The sequence below is a fragment of the Flexivirga alba genome, from assembly GCF_042661025.1.
Lineage (GTDB): Bacteria > Actinomycetota > Actinomycetes > Actinomycetales > Dermatophilaceae > Flexivirga > Flexivirga alba.
The window spans coordinates 1,416,781-1,433,088 of the sequence record NZ_JBHSWH010000001.1; the positions used below are offsets into that span (position 1 = coordinate 1,416,781).

General features: G+C 66.9%; 16 protein-coding genes and 1 pseudogene. 12 read left to right on the forward strand and 5 right to left on the reverse strand.

Annotated elements, in window-relative coordinates; translation table 11 throughout:
- Window positions 1–3 precede the first annotated feature (3 nt).
- Genes ACFQDH_RS06920 through aroQ form a run of 3 tightly spaced genes read left to right on the forward strand, consistent with a single transcriptional unit; the run spans window position 4 to window position 2,844 of the window.
- The gene (locus tag ACFQDH_RS06920; RefSeq protein WP_382399760.1) at window positions 4–1,839 is read left to right on the forward strand and encodes an NHL domain-containing thioredoxin family protein; all 1,836 of its coding nucleotides are present in this window, start codon (window positions 4–6) and stop codon (window positions 1,837–1,839) included.
- A gap of 31 nt (window positions 1,840–1,870) precedes the next feature.
- On the forward strand, window positions 1,871–2,386 hold the full coding sequence (locus tag ACFQDH_RS06925) for a hypothetical protein (RefSeq protein ID WP_382399762.1): 516 nt from the start codon (window positions 1,871–1,873) through the stop codon (window positions 2,384–2,386).
- 17 nt (window positions 2,387–2,403) lie between these two features.
- Window positions 2,404–2,844, forward strand: coding sequence for a type II 3-dehydroquinate dehydratase (gene aroQ, locus ACFQDH_RS06930; RefSeq protein ID WP_382399764.1), 441 nt, complete (start codon window positions 2,404–2,406; stop codon window positions 2,842–2,844).
- Here the strand turns inward: aroQ and ACFQDH_RS06935 are convergent.
- The 4 genes and pseudogenes from ACFQDH_RS06935 to ACFQDH_RS06950 all read right to left on the reverse strand — a co-directional run bounded on the left by ACFQDH_RS06935 (window position 2,831) and on the right by ACFQDH_RS06950 (window position 7,672).
- Complete coding sequence (locus ACFQDH_RS06935) at window positions 2,831–3,283, reverse strand: neutral/alkaline non-lysosomal ceramidase C-terminal domain-containing protein (protein WP_382404823.1); 453 nt, start codon at window positions 3,281–3,283, stop codon at window positions 2,831–2,833. The two genes, aroQ and ACFQDH_RS06935, sit on opposite strands and share 14 nt — an antisense overlap.
- Before the next feature lie 102 nt (window positions 3,284–3,385).
- A pseudogene (locus tag ACFQDH_RS06940) lies at window positions 3,386–4,896 on the reverse strand (neutral/alkaline non-lysosomal ceramidase N-terminal domain-containing protein); the annotation flags it as partial.
- A gap of 124 nt (window positions 4,897–5,020) precedes the next feature.
- Window positions 5,021–5,440 carry a globin family protein gene (locus tag ACFQDH_RS06945; RefSeq protein ID WP_382399767.1) on the reverse strand — a complete coding sequence of 140 codons (420 nt, stop codon included), beginning with the start codon at window positions 5,438–5,440 and terminating at the stop codon, window positions 5,021–5,023.
- A gap of 372 nt (window positions 5,441–5,812) precedes the next feature.
- The gene (locus ACFQDH_RS06950) at window positions 5,813–7,672 is read right to left on the reverse strand and encodes an acyl-CoA dehydrogenase (protein WP_382399769.1); all 1,860 of its coding nucleotides are present in this window, start codon (window positions 7,670–7,672) and stop codon (window positions 5,813–5,815) included.
- 138 nt (window positions 7,673–7,810) lie between these two features.
- On the opposite strand from ACFQDH_RS06950, the gene ACFQDH_RS06955 reads away from it, so the two are divergent.
- The 3 genes from ACFQDH_RS06955 to ACFQDH_RS06965 are packed head-to-tail and all read left to right on the forward strand — an operon-like array spanning window position 7,811 to window position 8,921.
- On the forward strand, window positions 7,811–8,239 hold the full coding sequence (locus ACFQDH_RS06955) for a CYTH domain-containing protein (protein ID WP_382399771.1): 429 nt from the start codon (window positions 7,811–7,813) through the stop codon (window positions 8,237–8,239).
- Window positions 8,221–8,427 (forward strand): hypothetical protein, encoded by a 207-nt coding sequence (locus ACFQDH_RS06960; protein WP_382399773.1) that lies wholly within the window; start codon window positions 8,221–8,223, stop codon window positions 8,425–8,427. The genes ACFQDH_RS06955 and ACFQDH_RS06960 overlap by 19 nt, the downstream gene beginning before the upstream one ends.
- 26 nt (window positions 8,428–8,453) lie before the next feature.
- Window positions 8,454–8,921: a Fur family transcriptional regulator gene (locus ACFQDH_RS06965; RefSeq protein ID WP_382399775.1), complete on the forward strand. Its 468-nt coding sequence runs from the start codon at window positions 8,454–8,456 to the stop codon at window positions 8,919–8,921.
- A gap of 81 nt (window positions 8,922–9,002) precedes the next feature.
- On the opposite strand, the gene paaZ is transcribed toward ACFQDH_RS06965, so the two are convergent.
- Entirely contained in the window at window positions 9,003–11,015 is a 2,013-nt protein-coding gene (paaZ, locus tag ACFQDH_RS06970) for a phenylacetic acid degradation bifunctional protein PaaZ (RefSeq protein ID WP_382404824.1), read from the reverse strand.
- 114 nt (window positions 11,016–11,129) lie between these two features.
- On the opposite strand from paaZ, the gene paaA reads away from it, so the two are divergent.
- From paaA to ACFQDH_RS07000, 6 genes are all read left to right on the forward strand, one after another.
- Complete coding sequence (gene paaA / locus ACFQDH_RS06975) at window positions 11,130–12,119, forward strand: 1,2-phenylacetyl-CoA epoxidase subunit PaaA (protein WP_382399777.1); 990 nt, start codon at window positions 11,130–11,132, stop codon at window positions 12,117–12,119.
- Window positions 12,112–12,405, forward strand: a complete 294-nt coding sequence (gene paaB, locus ACFQDH_RS06980; RefSeq protein WP_382399780.1) for a 1,2-phenylacetyl-CoA epoxidase subunit PaaB — start codon at window positions 12,112–12,114, stop codon at window positions 12,403–12,405. The genes paaA and paaB overlap by 8 nt, the downstream gene beginning before the upstream one ends.
- A gap of 93 nt (window positions 12,406–12,498) precedes the next feature.
- On the forward strand, window positions 12,499–13,422 hold the full coding sequence (paaC, locus tag ACFQDH_RS06985) for a 1,2-phenylacetyl-CoA epoxidase subunit PaaC (protein ID WP_382399782.1): 924 nt from the start codon (window positions 12,499–12,501) through the stop codon (window positions 13,420–13,422).
- Window positions 13,423–13,424: 2 nt separating this feature from the next.
- Window positions 13,425–13,940: a 1,2-phenylacetyl-CoA epoxidase subunit PaaD gene (gene paaD, locus ACFQDH_RS06990; RefSeq protein WP_382399784.1), complete on the forward strand. Its 516-nt coding sequence runs from the start codon at window positions 13,425–13,427 to the stop codon at window positions 13,938–13,940.
- Between the two features lie 4 nt (window positions 13,941–13,944).
- The gene (gene paaE / locus ACFQDH_RS06995; RefSeq protein WP_382399786.1) at window positions 13,945–15,033 is read left to right on the forward strand and encodes a 1,2-phenylacetyl-CoA epoxidase subunit PaaE; all 1,089 of its coding nucleotides are present in this window, start codon (window positions 13,945–13,947) and stop codon (window positions 15,031–15,033) included.
- A 25-nt stretch (window positions 15,034–15,058) separates the two neighbouring features.
- On the forward strand, window positions 15,059–16,225 hold the full coding sequence (locus tag ACFQDH_RS07000; RefSeq protein WP_382399788.1) for a thiolase family protein: 1,167 nt from the start codon (window positions 15,059–15,061) through the stop codon (window positions 16,223–16,225).
- Window positions 16,226–16,308: the final 83 nt, after the last annotated feature.

Sequence of the window (16,308 nt, forward strand, 5' to 3'; positions counted from 1 at the left end):
GGCATGACAGGTCTGCGCGTACGTGCTCCGGAGCTCATCGGTCGGGGCTGGCTCAACACCGGCGGGGAGCAGGTCCGGCTGGCCGACCTGTGCGGCAAAGTTGTGGTCCTGGATTTCTGGACTTTCTGCTGCGTCAACTGCCTGCACGTGCTGGACGAACTACGGCCATTGGAAAGCGAATTCGCCGACCAGCTGGTGCTCATCGGCGTGCACTCGCCCAAGTTCGAGCACGAGGCCGACCCGGTCGCGCTGGAGCAGGCGGTGGAGCGGTATGCCGTGCACCACCCGGTGCTCGACGATCCGGAGCTGACGACCTGGGGCGCCTACACCGCTCGCGCCTGGCCGACGCTGGTGGTCATCGACCCGGAGGGTTACATCGTCGGGCAGTTCTCCGGTGAGGGTCACGCGCAGGGGCTGACGATCCTGGTGCGCGAGCTGCTCGAGGAGCACCATGCGAAGGGCACGTTGCGCACCGGTGACGGGCCGTATGTCGCACCGGCGCCGCCCGCCACCGCGCTGCGTTTCCCGGGGAAGCTCGCAGCTGTGGGTGACGGCAGCTACCTGGTGTCCGACACTGCACACCATCAAGTCGTGCACCTCGAGGCCGACCTGGAGACCGAGCGTGCCCGCTACGGCGGACCCGACGTCCTGGACTCGCCGCAGGGCATCTTGGTGCTGCCCGCCGAGACGGCGCAGCGCGTGGGCTACGACGTCGTCGTGGCGGACTCGGTGCGACACCAGGTCCTCTCGATTCGCCTGTCGGACGGGCAGATTCGCGTCCAGGCCGGCACTGGCGAGCAGCTGCGCGAGCGCTCCGGAAGTGGGGCCGCACTCAAACAGCCGTTGTCGACGCCGTGGGATGTCGCGTGGTGGATAGACCGGGTGGTCATCGCGATGGCCGGCACCCACCAGCTGTGGGCGCTGCACCTCGCCGCCGATCCGAAGGACAACTCCGTGGCGGTGCTCGCGGGCACCAGTCAGGAGGGTCTGCGCGACGGCGACGCGTACGAGGCGTGGATGGCGCAGCCGTCCGGTCTCGCGTCCGCCGCCGACGGCTCCCGAGTCTGGATCGCTGACTCCGAAACCTCGGCGTTGCGGTCGATCTCGCTGTCGGACAGCGGCTTTCGCCTCGACTCGTATGTCGGCAAGGGTCTCTTCGACTTCGGTCATGTCGATGGTCCGGCGGGCGACGCGCTGCTGCAGCACCCCTTGGGTGTGACGGAGTTGCCGGACGGGAGCGTCGCGATCGCCGACACTTACAACGGTGCGATCCGGCGCTTCGACTCGGCGACCGGGGAGGTCTCCACTCTGGCCTCGGGTCTTGCTGAACCCAGCGACGTGCTGGTCGAGGCCGACGCCGACGGCGCGCGACTGCTCGTCGTCGAATCGACTGCGCACCGGGTCACCCGGGTCGCCATACCCGCTGATGCTGCACGGGTTTCGGGTGCCGCACTGCGGACCCAACGGTCCGTGACCGAGGTCGCGCCGGGCGCGCTGCGACTGTCGGTCGGCTTCGTGCCGCCGACCGGTCAGAAGCTCGACAAGAGGTATGGCGACCCGACTCAGCTGACGGTCTCGGCCACACCGGAGGACCTGCTGGTGCAGGGTGCCGGCGCCGCGCAGGGGCTGGAGCGCACGCTCGAGTTCGCTGACGATGCCCGGGAGGGTGTCCTGCACATCTCGGTCCGGGCGGCCGCCTGTGACGGTGATCCGGTGACCGGCGAGTTGCCCGAGCATGCGGCCTGCCATGTCTACCAACAGGATTGGGGCATCCCGATCACCCTGGTCGACGGCGCTGCGGGCCACCTCGAGCTCGCCCTCCGTGCCACCTCCCCTTGACGATGTAATCATGTAAGCGTGTAATCAATACATGAGTGAGATCGAAGGATGGTTCGCCGGGCGGTTGCCCGACGATTGGTTCGAGGGCGCTGCCGAGGTGACGACTGACCGCGACGAGATCGTGGTTGTCGGCACGCTTCCGGCGCCGAAGATGGACAAGGCCGACGAGGACGGTGCCCGTGCCGCGGAGAGCGGTCGCATCAAGCGCTGGCGTGAGGACACCCGCGGCAAGCGCATGCGGATCGCGGACGAGGCCCAGCGACGTTTCGGTGTCAAGGTGGCGTGGGGTGCGGTCTGCGGGGAGACCCGAGAGATCTTCACCAACCTCTCCGTGCCGGTGATGACCAGGCTCCGCCAGCCGGAGCGCCGGGTGCTCGACACGCTCGTCGACGCGGGTGTCGCGAGGTCACGGTCCGAAGCGCTGGCCTGGTCCGTGCGCCTCGTCGGCCAGCACGAAGACGACTGGATCGGCAGACTGCGAGAAGCGGTGTCCGCGGTTCACGAAGTGCGCGACGAGGGCCCGGCATCCGGCTCCGGTGCGGGGTGAGCCGTCATACTTGAGACATGACGCGCCCGACGATCGCGGTCCTCAACGGACCCAACCTCAACCTGCTCGGCACCCGCGAGCCCGAGTTGTATGGCGCCGCAACGCTTTCCGACATACAGGCGCGTTGTGAGCAGGTGGCCGCCGGGCTGGACGTGCAGGTGGAGCTCTTCCAGAGCAATCACGAAGGCGCGCTGGTCGACGAGATCCAGCGGCGTCGCGGCGATGCGGGCATCGTGCTCAACGCCGGCGCCTACACGCATACGTCGGTCGCGATCCGGGACGCGCTGGCAGCGGTGCAGGTGCCGTTCGTCGAGGTGCACGTCTCGAATGTCTTTGCCCGCGAGGACTTCCGGCACCACTCCTACCTGTCCGACCTCGCCGCCGGCGTCATCGTCGGCTGCGGTGTCGACGGCTACGAGTTCGCGCTGCGACGTCTCGCCGCACTCACCCGAGTGTGAATTCCGTTGATATTCCCGTGAAGTCGCTGATTTGCCCGGTCAACGGCGCCTTCGACGATCCGTGGTGCACGATCCGATAGGTGCCGGCCGGCGCGTCGGCCGGGATGTCCCAGGTGATCGTCGCCGTCGAGGAGCCGAGCAGTACGTCCTTGCGGGTCCAGACGAATTTGGTCGCGAAGTCGCCGTCGTCCTGCACGCGCTTCCATGAAGTGCCCACCTTGCGCTGCACCTCGAGGAACGTCCCGTCCCGGCGCAGGTTGTTCTTGGGGTGCCCGGTGACGAATTCGACGGTCACCCGGCTTCCACGCGTGTATGACGTCGCGGGCGCCGTCACCACCTGACCGAACTTCTGGCCCAGCGGCGGGTTGTCATAGACGACCCCGGGCACCAGATTGAGGAAGCCGAGCGGCGACGGTGCACCGGCGCTGCTGACCGGCACCGACGTGCCGGACTGCAGCTTCTTCGCCAGCGACGACAACTCCTGCTGGTAGGCGCACAGTTCGTACCGGCCGTAGAGCGTCGAGCCGCCCTCGTACTGCTGTGACGCGTATTCCTCTGGGGTTGTGACGTATTCGGCATACCCATTGGAGTAGGACTGGATCATCACCTGCTCGATCGGCACACCCAGCTCCGCGGCGACCGAGCGACGGATCCGCAGCCCGACACGATGGTCACCTCGCACGGGGTGCAGACGATGTGGAACTGCCCGATCTTCAGCACCTGGATCAGCACTCGACTCGGCGCCGCGCCCAGCAGCCCGACCGGCAGGGTGCACAGCTTCGGCTGCTGCTCGGCGAGCATCCAACCCGGAGAGGGCGGCATCGACGGCAGCATCGCCCACAGTTTGGCCAACGGTCCGGTCCAACCCTCGGGGTAACCGAGGCCGGGACCGTCCTCGACGCTGCCGGCCAGCATCGACGCACCGATCACGGCCGGCGTCGTGTGGTGCTCCTGACCGTCCGGCGTCCATTTGGAGTCGATGGCGATGTTGCCGATGTCGATGTAGGTCGCGATGCTCTCGATCGACCCGGCGATCGGCGTGGTCGCCGTCTTCCAGGCCTGCTGCATGGCGGTCTTCTGCCGGTCGCCGATGATCGCGATGTTCTGCCACGGGTCGTCGGTCGGACCGGTGCCCGGCTTCAACTCGAGGTTCGGGGACATGTCCCCGGCTGCCGACTGCGCGAATGCCGACACGAATTTCTGCTGTCCCGCCAGGTAGTCCTGGCCCAGTTGTTCGCGCTCCCACGACCAGGCGGCATACCCCTTGTTGTCGCCGCTGACAAGGAGATTCGTGTTCGGCAGTGACGTGCCGTGGGTCGGGAACCACGAGATCGCGCCGACGTCGGTGCTGCCCTGCTTGAAGCGCCAGACGATCATGTTCGGGTCGATCGCGTCGGGGAACATCGCCTTGTCGGAAGCTGGGTTCAGCTCGAATGCCGTCTGTGAACGGTTGCGGCTCGCGTCACTCAGGGTCGTATGACCGACCGTGATCGATCCCGGCTTGAGGTCCTCGTGCGCCGCGCTGATGGCGTCGACGAACCCATCGACCATCGCGTCGAAGGTCTCCTGCTGGAAGCCCAGGATCGCCAGGTTGTAGATGAAGTCGTGGGAGCAGCCACCCGGTGTCGAGTGCGAATGCGTAGCAGTGACACAGACATTCGTGTAGTCGTAGGTGCCGGGGTACTTGGCCATCAGCTTCGCCACGATCGCCGCATGTGCCGCGACCGGGATCAGTGCCTGGTCCGCAACGCACCACGCGATCCGCCTGCCGGTCGCCAGGTCCACGACCACGAACGCACGCGCCCGCAGTCGCATCGAGATGCCGTTGTCGATCTGCTGCGGCATCGAGTAGCCCATCATGCCGTTCTCGGCGCAGGCCCCGGTCGTGTCGCCCATCCCGCGACCGACGAGGTATGCCGCCTCGGTGGTCGCCTCCGCCTCCGGTGCTGCGGCCACCGCCGTGGCCGCCAATGCGCCGCCGACGCCGACAGCAGCGCTGCCGCGCAACACGGTCCGGCGGGTGGGCTGGGTCTTCTCCTCGTGAACCGTCATCGCACGGTCTCCTTCGCCTGAGCGCTACGCGCGGTCGTCCGCGCCGACGAAATCGACTATGGCAGGGATCACATCACGAAGGTGGACAAACGACCAAGTAAGTTTCTGGACGTCGCCCGTCGCCTCAGGACGCCAGCTCGTCGGCCGCGGCATCTCGCATGGCGCTGCTGACCAGACCGAGACACGCGACCCACGCCTCGCGAACCTCCGGGGTGAAGGCGGCACCGAGGCCGACATCCAGGGTGCTGATGAGGGCCGAGCCGACGGTCGCGTAGTGCGACGGCAGGGCGCCATACCCGACGTGCCGGGCGCCGAGGGATCGCACCGCGGGTGCTGCGGCGGTCCAGTCCGACAGTCCGTTGACTGCGAAACCCAGTGTCTTCATGAGCTTTTGGCGTTGCTCGGTGATGTCGGCGGGGAAGAGGGCGCGCAGCGAGGGGTCGAGCTCGAAGAGCTTGTCGTAGAAGATGCTCGAAGCCTGGTCGGCGATCGGTGCGACCTGCGCAAACGTCGACTGCACGAGGTGGATCTGGCGTTGGTCCATGGTGGTCTCCTGGGGATGAAGCGGCCCGATCCCACCATGCTCGGCGCTCGCTGTTTCGCCGCCGTTGCCCGACCGTGAAGCCGTCGTGTCCGAAACCTCTCCACCGTCCCGGCGCACCTGTGAGCGGCAATCCACAAAACCGAGAGGACACCCAATGACCGAGGGGACAGGGGAAATTGCCCGAATCGGGCCCGATTCGGGCAATTCCCCTGTCCCCTCGATGAACGGGTGTCCTCTCGGTGAAGGGGCGCGTGCGCGCCGGACGCACGCGCCGCGCTGTCGTCCATGATTGAAAGGACCCACAACGCATTGAGCGGACCCGTTACCGCGGTGCGGTAACGGGTCCGCTCAATGCGGATGGGGTCCTTTCAATCAGAAGGAGTCTTCCGGCAGCTCCATCAGCGACAGGTCGGTCGACTCGGCGATGCTGCGCTCGGCGGCGATCTTCGGCAGCACGTTGGCGGCGTAGAACTTCGCCGCCGCGACCTTGCCGCGGTAGAACGCCTCGTCCGAGCCGGCGTCACCGGCGTCCAGGCGAGCCTGCGCGACCTCGGCGCCGCGCAGCAGCAGCCAGCCGATGACCAGGTCGCCGGCGGCCAGCAGGAAGCGTGAGGTGTTGAGACCGACCTTGTAGATCTCGGTGGCCTTGCCCTCCTCGAGCGCTGACATCGCAGTGGTGGCAAGCCATTCGGCGATGCCCTGCACATCGGCCAGCGCCGTGCCGAGCAGCTCGCGCTCCGTCTGCAGCCCGTCGTGGCCGTCGCCGCCCTTGACCGTCTCGGTGATCAGGCCGGCCAGGTGCATCAGCGATGCGAACTGGTCCTTGACGATCTTGCGGAAGAAGAAGTCCTGACCCTGGATCGCGGTCGTGCCCTCGTAGAGGGTGTCGATCTTGGCGTCGCGGACGTACTGCTCGACCGGGTAGTCCTGCAGGAAGCCGGAGCCACCGAAGGTCTGCAGCGACTCGGTGCCGAGCAGCACCCAGGCGCGCTCGGAGCCGACACCCTTGACGATCGGCAGCAGCAGGTCGTTGAGCTTGCCGGCCATCTCGGCCGGCGAGCCCGCCTCGGGCTGCTCGGAGCCGGTGCGCAAGAACTCCGCATCGACGATGTCCTGCTGGCTGGCGGTGTAGAGCACCAGCGAGCGCAGGCCCTCGGCATACGCCTTCTGCAGCATCAGGCTGCGGCGCACGTCGGGGTGGTGGGTGATCGTGACGCGCGGTGCGTCCTTTGCGGGCGTGGTCATGTCGGCGCCCTGGACGCGCTGCTTGGCGTAGTCGAGCGCGTTCAGGTAACCGGTCGACAGGGTTGCAATTGCCTTGGTGCCCACCAGCATTCGAGCGTGCTCGATGACCTGGAACATCTGCGCGATGCCGTTGTGCTCGTCGCCGAGCAGGGTGCCGACGGCCGGCTCGCCGTCGCCGAAGGTCAGCTCGCACGTGGTCGAGACCTTCAGGCCCATCTTGTGCTCGACGTTGGTGGTGTAGACGCCGTTGCGTGCGCCGAGCTCACCGGTCTCGAGGTCGACGTGGTACTTCGGCACGATGAAGAGCGACAGGCCCTTGGTGCCGGGGCCGGCGCCCTCGGGGCGAGCGAGCACGAAGTGCACGATGTTGTCGGTCATGTCCTGCTCGGCGGAGGTGATGAAGCGCTTCACGCCGGTGATGTGCCAGGTGCCGTCGGGCTGCTGCACCGCCTTGGTGCGCCCCGCGCCGACGTCGGAACCGGCGTCAGGTTCGGTGAGCACCATCGTGGCGCCCCATGACCCCTGGGCGACCCACTTGGCGAGCTTCTTCTGGTCGTCATTGCCCAGGATGTACATCAAGCGGCTGAAGGAGAAGGTGGCGGCATACATGCCGATCGCGGGGTTCGAGCCGAGCACCAGCTCGTTCATCGCCCACTTCAGCGAGGGCGGCACGGCGGTGCCGTCGAACTCCTTGGGCAGGTCCACGGCCTGGAATCCCGAGTCAAGGTAGGCCTGGTAGGACTTCTTGAAGCTCTCTGGCAGCTTCGCGGTCTTCGTCTGCGGGTCGTAGACCGGCGGGTTGCGGTCGGAGTCGAGCAGGCTGTCACCGAGCTCGTTCTCGGCCAGCCGCGCCAGCTCCTTGATCATCTCGCGTGCTGTGTCGGCGTCGACCTCGTCATACGGGCTCGAACCGAGAACATCCTGGCGGCCGAGGAGCTCAAAGAGATTGAACTCCAGGTCGCGGGTGTTGCTCTTGTAATGGGACATGGCTCTGGCTCCTCCAGATAGTCCTACTCGTCAGTAACTTCATTGTGCTACTCGTCAGTAAATCAGGCAAACCCGGGGCCCGTATGGCGATCCTGGGGATCTTGCAAGTGGCCAGCCGCCATACAAGACAATGGCTGTATGGCGGACGTGGCGCGGCACCTTGAAGTGGAGCGGAAGTTCACCCTGGCCGACCGCGAAGCGCCCGACCCGGCGTCGTGGCCGGGCGTGACCAGCGTCTCGGAGCCGGTCCGCCATGAGCTGGACGCGCTCTACTACGACACCGGCGACGTGCGACTGGCCGGCGCCGGGGTGACCCTGCGGCGGCGGGTCGGCGGTGCCGACGACGGCTGGCACCTGAAGGTGCCGGGTGAGAGTGAGGGTCGCTTCGAGCACGGGCTTCCGTTGGGCGAGGCATCGGACGGGCCGCCGGAGGAGTTCGTCGCCCAGGTCGCACACCTCACCGGGGAGAGCCGTTGCAGCCGATCTGCCGGGTGCGGACGACCCGGCTGGAGCGGCTGGTCGACGGACCGGAGGGGCCGGTGGCGAGCGTGTGTGACGACAGCGTGACGACGAGCAACCTGCTCGATCCTCGCCTCGATCAGGCCTGGCACGAGCTGGAGGTCGAGCTCACCGGGGCCGGCACGCTGGACTTCCTGGACGGCGTGACCGAGCACCTCGCCGGGCTCGGCATACAGCAGGTATCGATCGCCTCGAAGCTGAAGACCGCGCTGACTCCTCCGCGAACCGGCGGCTGAGGGACAATCGAGGCAGGAGGTGCGTCATGCGACATACCGATGAAGCGCCGGCTGTGACAGAAGCCCTCGGCCGGCTGCGCGAGAAGGGTGAGCGGGTGACCGCGGCGCGGCGAGCGGTGCTCCAGGTGCTGGACGAGGCGCGCGGCCACATGTGCGCCGAGGACATCGCCGAGCGTGTCGACGCCGCCGAGCCCGGCGTACACCGCGCAACGATCTATCGGTCGCTGCAGTCGCTCAGCGAGTTGGGCATCGTCGCGCACACCCACGTGCCGGGCAGCGCGACGATCTACCACCTGAAGCACTCGGCGGCGTCCCAGCACAGCCACGCGCACCTGCAGTGCACGACCTGCGAGCGGTTCTTCGACGTGCCGACCGACTGGCTGGGACCACTCGGCGACCGCATGCGTGAGGAGCTCGGATTCGAGCTGGACTCCCAGCACGCGGCCCTGCTCGGCACCTGCGCCGACTGCGTGACCGAGAGGAGTACCAACTGACCGACAGGACTACGAAAAAGGGTCGATTCCCTACTCCTCTCGGTCACGAGGTACTCCTCTCGAACGAGGAGCGGCGGGGGTCTACTCCTTGGCGACCAGGGTCAGCACGTCGTATGTCGCGACGGCCTCCCCGTCCTGGTTGGTGACCAGGCAGTCCCAGCGGACCTCGCCGTAGTCGGCGGTCTGGCGCGGGGTGATCTGCTTGGCGGTCAGCTTGACGCTGATCGAGTCGCCGGCCTTGACCGGAGTCAGGAAGCGCAGGTTGTCGACACCGAAGTTTGCCAGCACCGGACCCGGGTTGGGCTCCACGAACAGGCCGGCTGCGAGTGACACGATGAGGTAGCCATGCGCGACGATGCCCCCGAAGATCGGGTTCTTGGCGGCGGCCTCGGGGTCGGTGTGTGCGTAGAACGTGTCGCCGGTCTTGGCCGCGAAGTCGTTGATGTCCTCCAGTGTGATCGTGCGGCTGCCGGTTTCGACGGTGTCGCCGATCTGCAGCTGTGCCAACGACTTTCGGAACGGGTGCACGTCTTCAACGTCGCGCTGGGACCCGGTCGTCCAGCGCCCGGTGATCGCGGTCAGCATGTCCGGCGAACCCTGTATGGCGGTGCGCTGCATGTGGTGCAGGATGCCTCGGACGCCGCCGAGTTCCTCACCGCCGCCGGCCCGTCCCGGACCACCGTGCACGAGCATGGGCAGCGGCGAACCGTGACCGGTCGACTCCTTGGCATCGTCGCGGTTGAGCACCAGGATGCGGCCGTGCCAGGGAGCGGCCCCTTGCACGATCTCCCGGGCGACCTCGGGGTCGTTGGTCACGACGGACCCGACCAGGCTGCCCTTGCCGCGAGCGGCCAATTGCACTGCGTCAGCAGTGGATTCGTAACCGATGACAGACGCGACCGGGCCGAAGGGCTCGACGTCATGCACCTGGGTGGAGTCGGCGTGCGCGCGCAGCAGCACCGGTTGGATGAAGGCCCCACGGTCGTCGCCGACGGCGGCGTGGGGGTCGCCATACACGATGTCGGCGGAGGAGCGCAGCGCCTCGATCGCCTTGCGCACTTCGTCGCGCTGGGCGAGTGACGCGAGCGGGCCGACCCGGGTGGACTCGTCGCGCGGGTCGCCGACGGTGGACTTGTCCAGGCGCGCACTGATCGCCTCGATGACGGGGTCGATCATCGGGCCGGGCACGATCACCCGGCGAATGGCGGTGCACTTCTGCCCGGCCTTGACGGTCATCTCTGCCACGACCCCCTTGACGAAGAGGTCGAACTCCGGATCGTCGGTGGTGACGTCGGTGCCGAGTACCGAGCAGTTCAGCGAATCCGCTTCCACGCCAAGGGAAACGCCGCCATGAAGCACGGACTCGTGCCGCCGCAGGAAGCCCGCCGTGTGCGCCGATCCGGTGAACGCGACCGAGTCCTGGACGGTCAACTCGTCGAGCAGCGTGCCAGCGCTGCCGGCGAGCAGTTGCAGGCTGCCCTCGGGCAGGACGCCGGCTTCGATGATGCGGCGTACGGCGAGTTCGGTCAGGTATGCCGTCTGACTGGCCGGCTTGACGATGCTCGGCAGGCCGGAGATGAAGGCGGGCGCGAGCTTTTCGAGCATGCCCCACACCGGGAAGTTGAACGCGTTGATCTCGACGGCGACGCCGGGGCGCGAGGTGAAGACGTGCTGACCGACGAAGGTGCCGCCCTTGCTCAGCTGCTCCATCGGGCCGTCGGGCGCGACCGTGGAGTTGGGCAGCTCGCGGCGGGCCTTGCTGGAGTAGCTGAAGACCGTGCCGATGCCGCCGTCGATGTCGACCCACGAATCCTTCTTGGTGGCACCGGTTTTGAAGGACACGTCATACAGCTCTGCCTTGATCTCCGGCTTCGACAGCAGCAGCGCGACCTCCTTCATCAGCATCGCCCGCTGGTGGAAGGTCAGCTCTCGTATGGCGGGCCCGCCGACCTCCTTGGCGTGCCGGACCATCGCGGCGAGATCCACGCCGACGCTGCTGATCCGGGCAACCGTCTCGCCGGTGGTCGCGTCCAGCAGCGGATCGCCCTCGGCGTCGGACCGGAACCACGATCCGGCGGCGTAGCTCTCGAGCATGCGTGCGTCTGTCACTGGAACTCCTGTTGTCGGTGCTTGTCGTTGCCAACGGCGGCCGTTGCATGCCAGACTAATAACTGACCACTCGGTCTGTAAATACTCGAGGAGGATCTCGTGCAGGTTGACCAGGCTCCCTTGGAAGAGGCCTTCGAGGCGACGATCGCCGGCAACGACCGCATCGAGCCACGCGACTGGATGCCGGACGACTACCGCAAGACACTCATCCGGCAGGTCGCACAGCACGCGCACTCCGAGATCATCGGCATGCAGCCCGAGGGCAACTGGATCACCCGCGCGCCCTCACTACGGCGTAAGGCGGTGCTACTGGCGAAGGTGCAGGACGAGGCCGGCCACGGGCTCTACCTCTACTCCGCGACCGAGACGCTCGGCATCTCTCGCGACGAACTCACCCGCCGGCTGATCTCCGGCAAGCAGAAGTACTCCTCGATCTTCAACTACCCGACCCTGACGTATGCCGATGTCGGCACCATCGGCTGGCTGGTCGACGGCGCCGCAATCTGCAACCAGGTTCCCCTGTGCCGAACCTCTTATGGGCCTTACGGCCGGGCGATGATCCGCATCTGCAAAGAGGAGTCGTTCCACCAGCGGCAGGGTTACGAGCTGCTCATGACGATGATGCGCGGCACCGACGAGCAGCGCGCGATGGTGCAGGAGTCGGTCAACCGCTTCTGGTGGCCCGCGCTGATGATGTTCGGCCCGCCGGATGGCGACTCGCCCAACACCGAGCAGTCGATGGCGTGGGGCATCAAGCGCCATACGAATGACGAGCTGCGGCAACGGTTTGTCGACATGTCGATGCCGCAGGCCGAAGCGCTCGGCGTGACGTTCCCGGACCCGGAGTTGAAGTGGAACGAGGAGCGTGACTCTTACGACTACGGCGAGCCGGACTGGGAAGAGTTCTGGCACGTCGTCAAGGGCAACGGCCCCTGCAACGCGGCACGAGTGGCACACCGCAAGGCGGCATACGACGACGGCGCATGGGTCAGAGACGCCGCGATGGCGTTCGCTTCCCAAGCTGGTCGAGTAGGCCGGAGCGCTAGCGGAGGCCGTATCGAGACCGGGGAAGAGACCGAAAATGACTGAGAACACTGCCGAATGGCCGCTCTACGAGGTCTTCATCCGCAGCAAGCGCGGCCTCAACCACGTGCACGTGGGTTCGCTGCATGCGCCGGATGCCGAGATGGCGCTGCTGCACGCGCGCGACGTCTACACCCGCCGCAACGAGGGCGTGTCGATCTGGGTGGTGAAGTCCGCGGACATCACCGCGTCGAGCCCGTCGGAGAAGGACCCGCTCTTCGCACCGAGCGGCGACAAGGTCTACCGCCACCCGACGTTCTACGACATCCCGTCCAACGTCCCTCACATGTAAGTCACCCCACAAAGTTTCTCCCCCGCTTCGCTCCTCCGAATACTTCGCGGGGACCCCGACTTTCGAGGATGACATGACCAGGAAAAAGCAGTTATGAGCGAGCACATCACCCAGGACACCGAGGGCGAGCACGACAACGCGTATGCCGGGCTGCTCGGCAACGACGCGCACTGGGCTTTCGGCACCGATTTCGAAGACCCACTGGCCGGCGTCGACACGACGATCCCGGACGGCATCGATGCGACCGAATTGGCGCAGTACTGCTTGATGCTCGGCGATGACGCACTGATCTATGCACAACGACTGTCGGAGTGGACGAGTCGCGCACCCGACCTGGAGGAGGACATCGCAATCGCGAACATCGCGCTGGACCTCGTCGGTCAGGCGCGCCTGCTGCTCGCGCGGGCGGCCGCGGCGGACCCGTCACTGGTGCCGACCCTCCCGGAGGGTTCTCCGGTGCCGGACGAGGACCGGCTCGCCTACTTCCGCGACGCAGGCGACTTCCGAAATGTGCGCCTGGCTGAGGTCCCGAACGGCGACTTCGCCGAGTTGGTGGCCCGGTTGCTCGTGATGTCGACCTGGCGCCTGGCAATCCTGCAGCGGCTGGTCGGCCACGCCGACGCCGTGGTAGCAGCGATTGCCGCGAAAGGCGTGAAAGAGCTTGCGTACCACCGGGATTTCGCTGGTCGGTGGTTCGTGACGCTCGCCCGCGGCACCGAAGAGTCCTACCGCCGGCTGACCGACGCAATGCGTGCGGTGTGGCCGTTGATCCCGGAGTTGACGGCGTCCACGGAGATCGAAGTCCGCGTTGGTGCCGACCCGGCCGTGCTGGCTGACGAGATCGGTGTGGTGCTCGACCAGGTGCTGGCTGTCGCAGGTATGACGGCACCGGACGCCCCGGCGCTCGCGGGTGTCCGTGGCCGCACCGGCCGGCAGGGCATGCACTCGGAGTCGTTCAGCATGCTGCTCGCCGAGCTGCAGGTGGTCGCCCGGGCGCACCCGATGGGCAGGTGGTGACCGTGACGACCGAGACGGTGAATCCGACTGCGCTCGAACATGCTTGGCGGGTTGCATCGGAGGTCACCGACCCGGAGTTGCCGATGCTGACCCTTGCCGACCTGGGTGTCCTACGGGACCTCAGACAGAACGACGACGGCACGGTCGTCGTGGCGATCACCCCGACATACTCGGGGTGTCCGGCGATGGCGACGATGCGCGACGACCTGGTGCACCGGCTGACCGACGCGGGCTTCGAGTCGGTCCGGGTCCGGGTGCAGCTCAGCCCGCCGTGGACGACCGACTCGATCACTGAGAATGGTCGGAAAGCCTTGTCCGACAACGGGATATCTCCTCCCGGAGAGGCTCCCCGCGGGCCGATTGCCCTGCAGCTGATGCCGACCCGGCGCGCCATACAGTGCCCGCAGTGCGGGTCCGGTGACACCGAGGTGACCAGCGAGTTCGGCAGCACCGCGTGCAAGGCGCTCTACCGCTGCCGCTCCTGCCGGGAGCCCTTCGACCACATCAAGGAGCATTAGAGAGATGTCCCTCGCCACCGAGACGAACATCAACTCCCGCACGGCACCGTTCCGCGATCTGCTGGTGGCCGACGTCGAGCGGCTCACCGACGACTCCGTCGCGGTCACCTTCGCAATACCGGACGAGTTAGCGGACGAATTCGCTTTCGCCGCAGGGCAAGCGCTGACGTTGCGCCGGGTCGTCGATGGTGTCGAGCACCGCCGTACCTACTCGATCAGCTCACCGGTCGGCAGCCTGCCGCGCATCGGGGTCCGGGAGATCCCGGACGGGCTCTTCTCCAGCTGGCTGGTGCACGACGTGCGCCCGGGCGACACCATCGAGGTGGAGCGACCCAGCGGGAGCTTCCGCGCCGAACCCGACGAGCCGGCCCGGCACCTGTGCATCGCAGTGGGGTCCGGCATCACGCCGATGCTGTCGATCGCCTCGTCGGTCGTGACGCATCCGGACTCAACGGTGACCATGCTCTACGGCAACCGTGCGACCAACACCGTCATGTTCGCCGAAGAGCTCGCCGACCTGAAGAACGCCAATCACCAGCGTTTCGACCTGATTCACGTGCTGTCGCGTGAGCCACGCGACGTCGAGCTCTTCTCCGGCCGGTTGGAGGGTGACCGGCTGCGCACCATCCTGCGGGAGCTGGTGCCGTTGGAGTTGATCGACCACGTCTGGTTGTGCGGACCGATCGACATGCTGACCGAGACGCGCTCCGTGCTGGAGGAGTTGGGTGTCGCGAAGGACCGCATCCACTACGAGCTCTTCTATGTGGATGCTCCTCCGCCGCAGCTGCGCCATGCCGAAGCCACCGTCGAAGGCGAAACCTCCGCATTGACAGTGGTTCTCGACGGTCGAAGCACGACGACGGCGGTCCCCAAGACCGTGACCGTGCTCGACTCGGCACAGCAGAAGCGACCCGACATGCCGTTCGCCTGCAAGGGCGGCGTGTGCGGCACCTGTCGCGCCAAGGTCACTCACGGCGAGGTCGAGATGGTCCGCAATTACGCGCTGGAGGATGCCGAAGTCGAGCAGGGTTTCGTCGTCACCTGCCAGAGCTTCCCGATCAGCGACGACGTGACCGTCGACTACGACGCCTGAGCCACAACTTCAAAGGAGCACACGCATGCCGGAGGCCTTCGTCCTCGACGCGATCCGCACTCCCATCGGCCGGTATGGCGGCGCGCTCGCCGCACACCGTCCCGACGACCTCGCCGCACTCGTCGTCGGCGAGGTGGTGCGCCGGTCCGGCATCGACCCGGAGCGCATCGACGAGGTGATCTTCGGCGCCGCAAACCAGGCCGGTGAGGACAACCGCAACGTCGCCCGTATGGCGGTGCTGTTGGCCGGATTGCCGCAGAGCGTGCCGGGATTCACCGTCAACCGGCTCTGCGCGTCCGGGCTGACCGCGATCACGACGGCACGCCAGATGATTGCCGCGGGAGACGCGGACATCGTCGTCGCAGGTGGGGTCGAATCGATGACCCGGGCTCCGTGGGTGCAGGCGAAGCCGTCCCGTCCGTGGGCGAAGCCGGGCGCGAGTTTCGACACCTCGATCGGCTGGCGGTTCACCAACCCGGCGTATGAGGAGGACACCACCTTGTCGATGCCACAGACCGCCGAGCGGGTCGCCGAGCAGTGGAAACTGACTCGCGAGGAGCTGGATTCCTTTGCGCTGCAGTCACATCAGCGTGCGGTAGCCGCTCGAGAGGCTGGCCGTTTCGATGACGAGATCATCGCGGTGGGTGACGTCACGCGGGACGAGGGACCACGACCGGACACGACCGCGGAGAAGCTGGCCAAGCTGCGACCGGTCAACAAGCCGGACGGCGTGATCACCGCCGGCAATGCGTCATCGCTCAATGACGGCGCGGCCGCGGTCGTCATCGTGTCGGAGAAGTTCCTGGCCGAGAGCGGTCTGCAGCCGAAGGCGCGCATCGTCGCCGGCGCCAGCGCCGGTGTCGCGCCGGAGATCATGGGCATCGGACCGGTGCCCGCGACCCGGAAGGCGATGGATCGTGCCGGATGGCAAGTGGATTCGCTCGATGCGGTCGAGCTAAACGAGGCATTCGCGTCGCAGTCGATCGCGTGCATGCGGGACCTGAAACTGGACGCCGACATCATCAACGCCGACGGTGGGGCCATTGCGCTGGGCCACCCGCTCGGCTGCTCGGGCACGCGCCTCGTCGTCACCCTGCTGCGTCGGATGCGCGACACCGGCGGCAAGCGCGGTCTGGCCACGATGTGCGTGGGTGTCGGTCAGGGTTCGGCCCTTCTCCTGGAGACCGTATGAACACCCCACAAAGTTCTCCGCTCGTTCCTCGCTCCGATACTTTGCGGGGACCCCGTTTCCAGGACATGGCCTTTCGAAGGAGG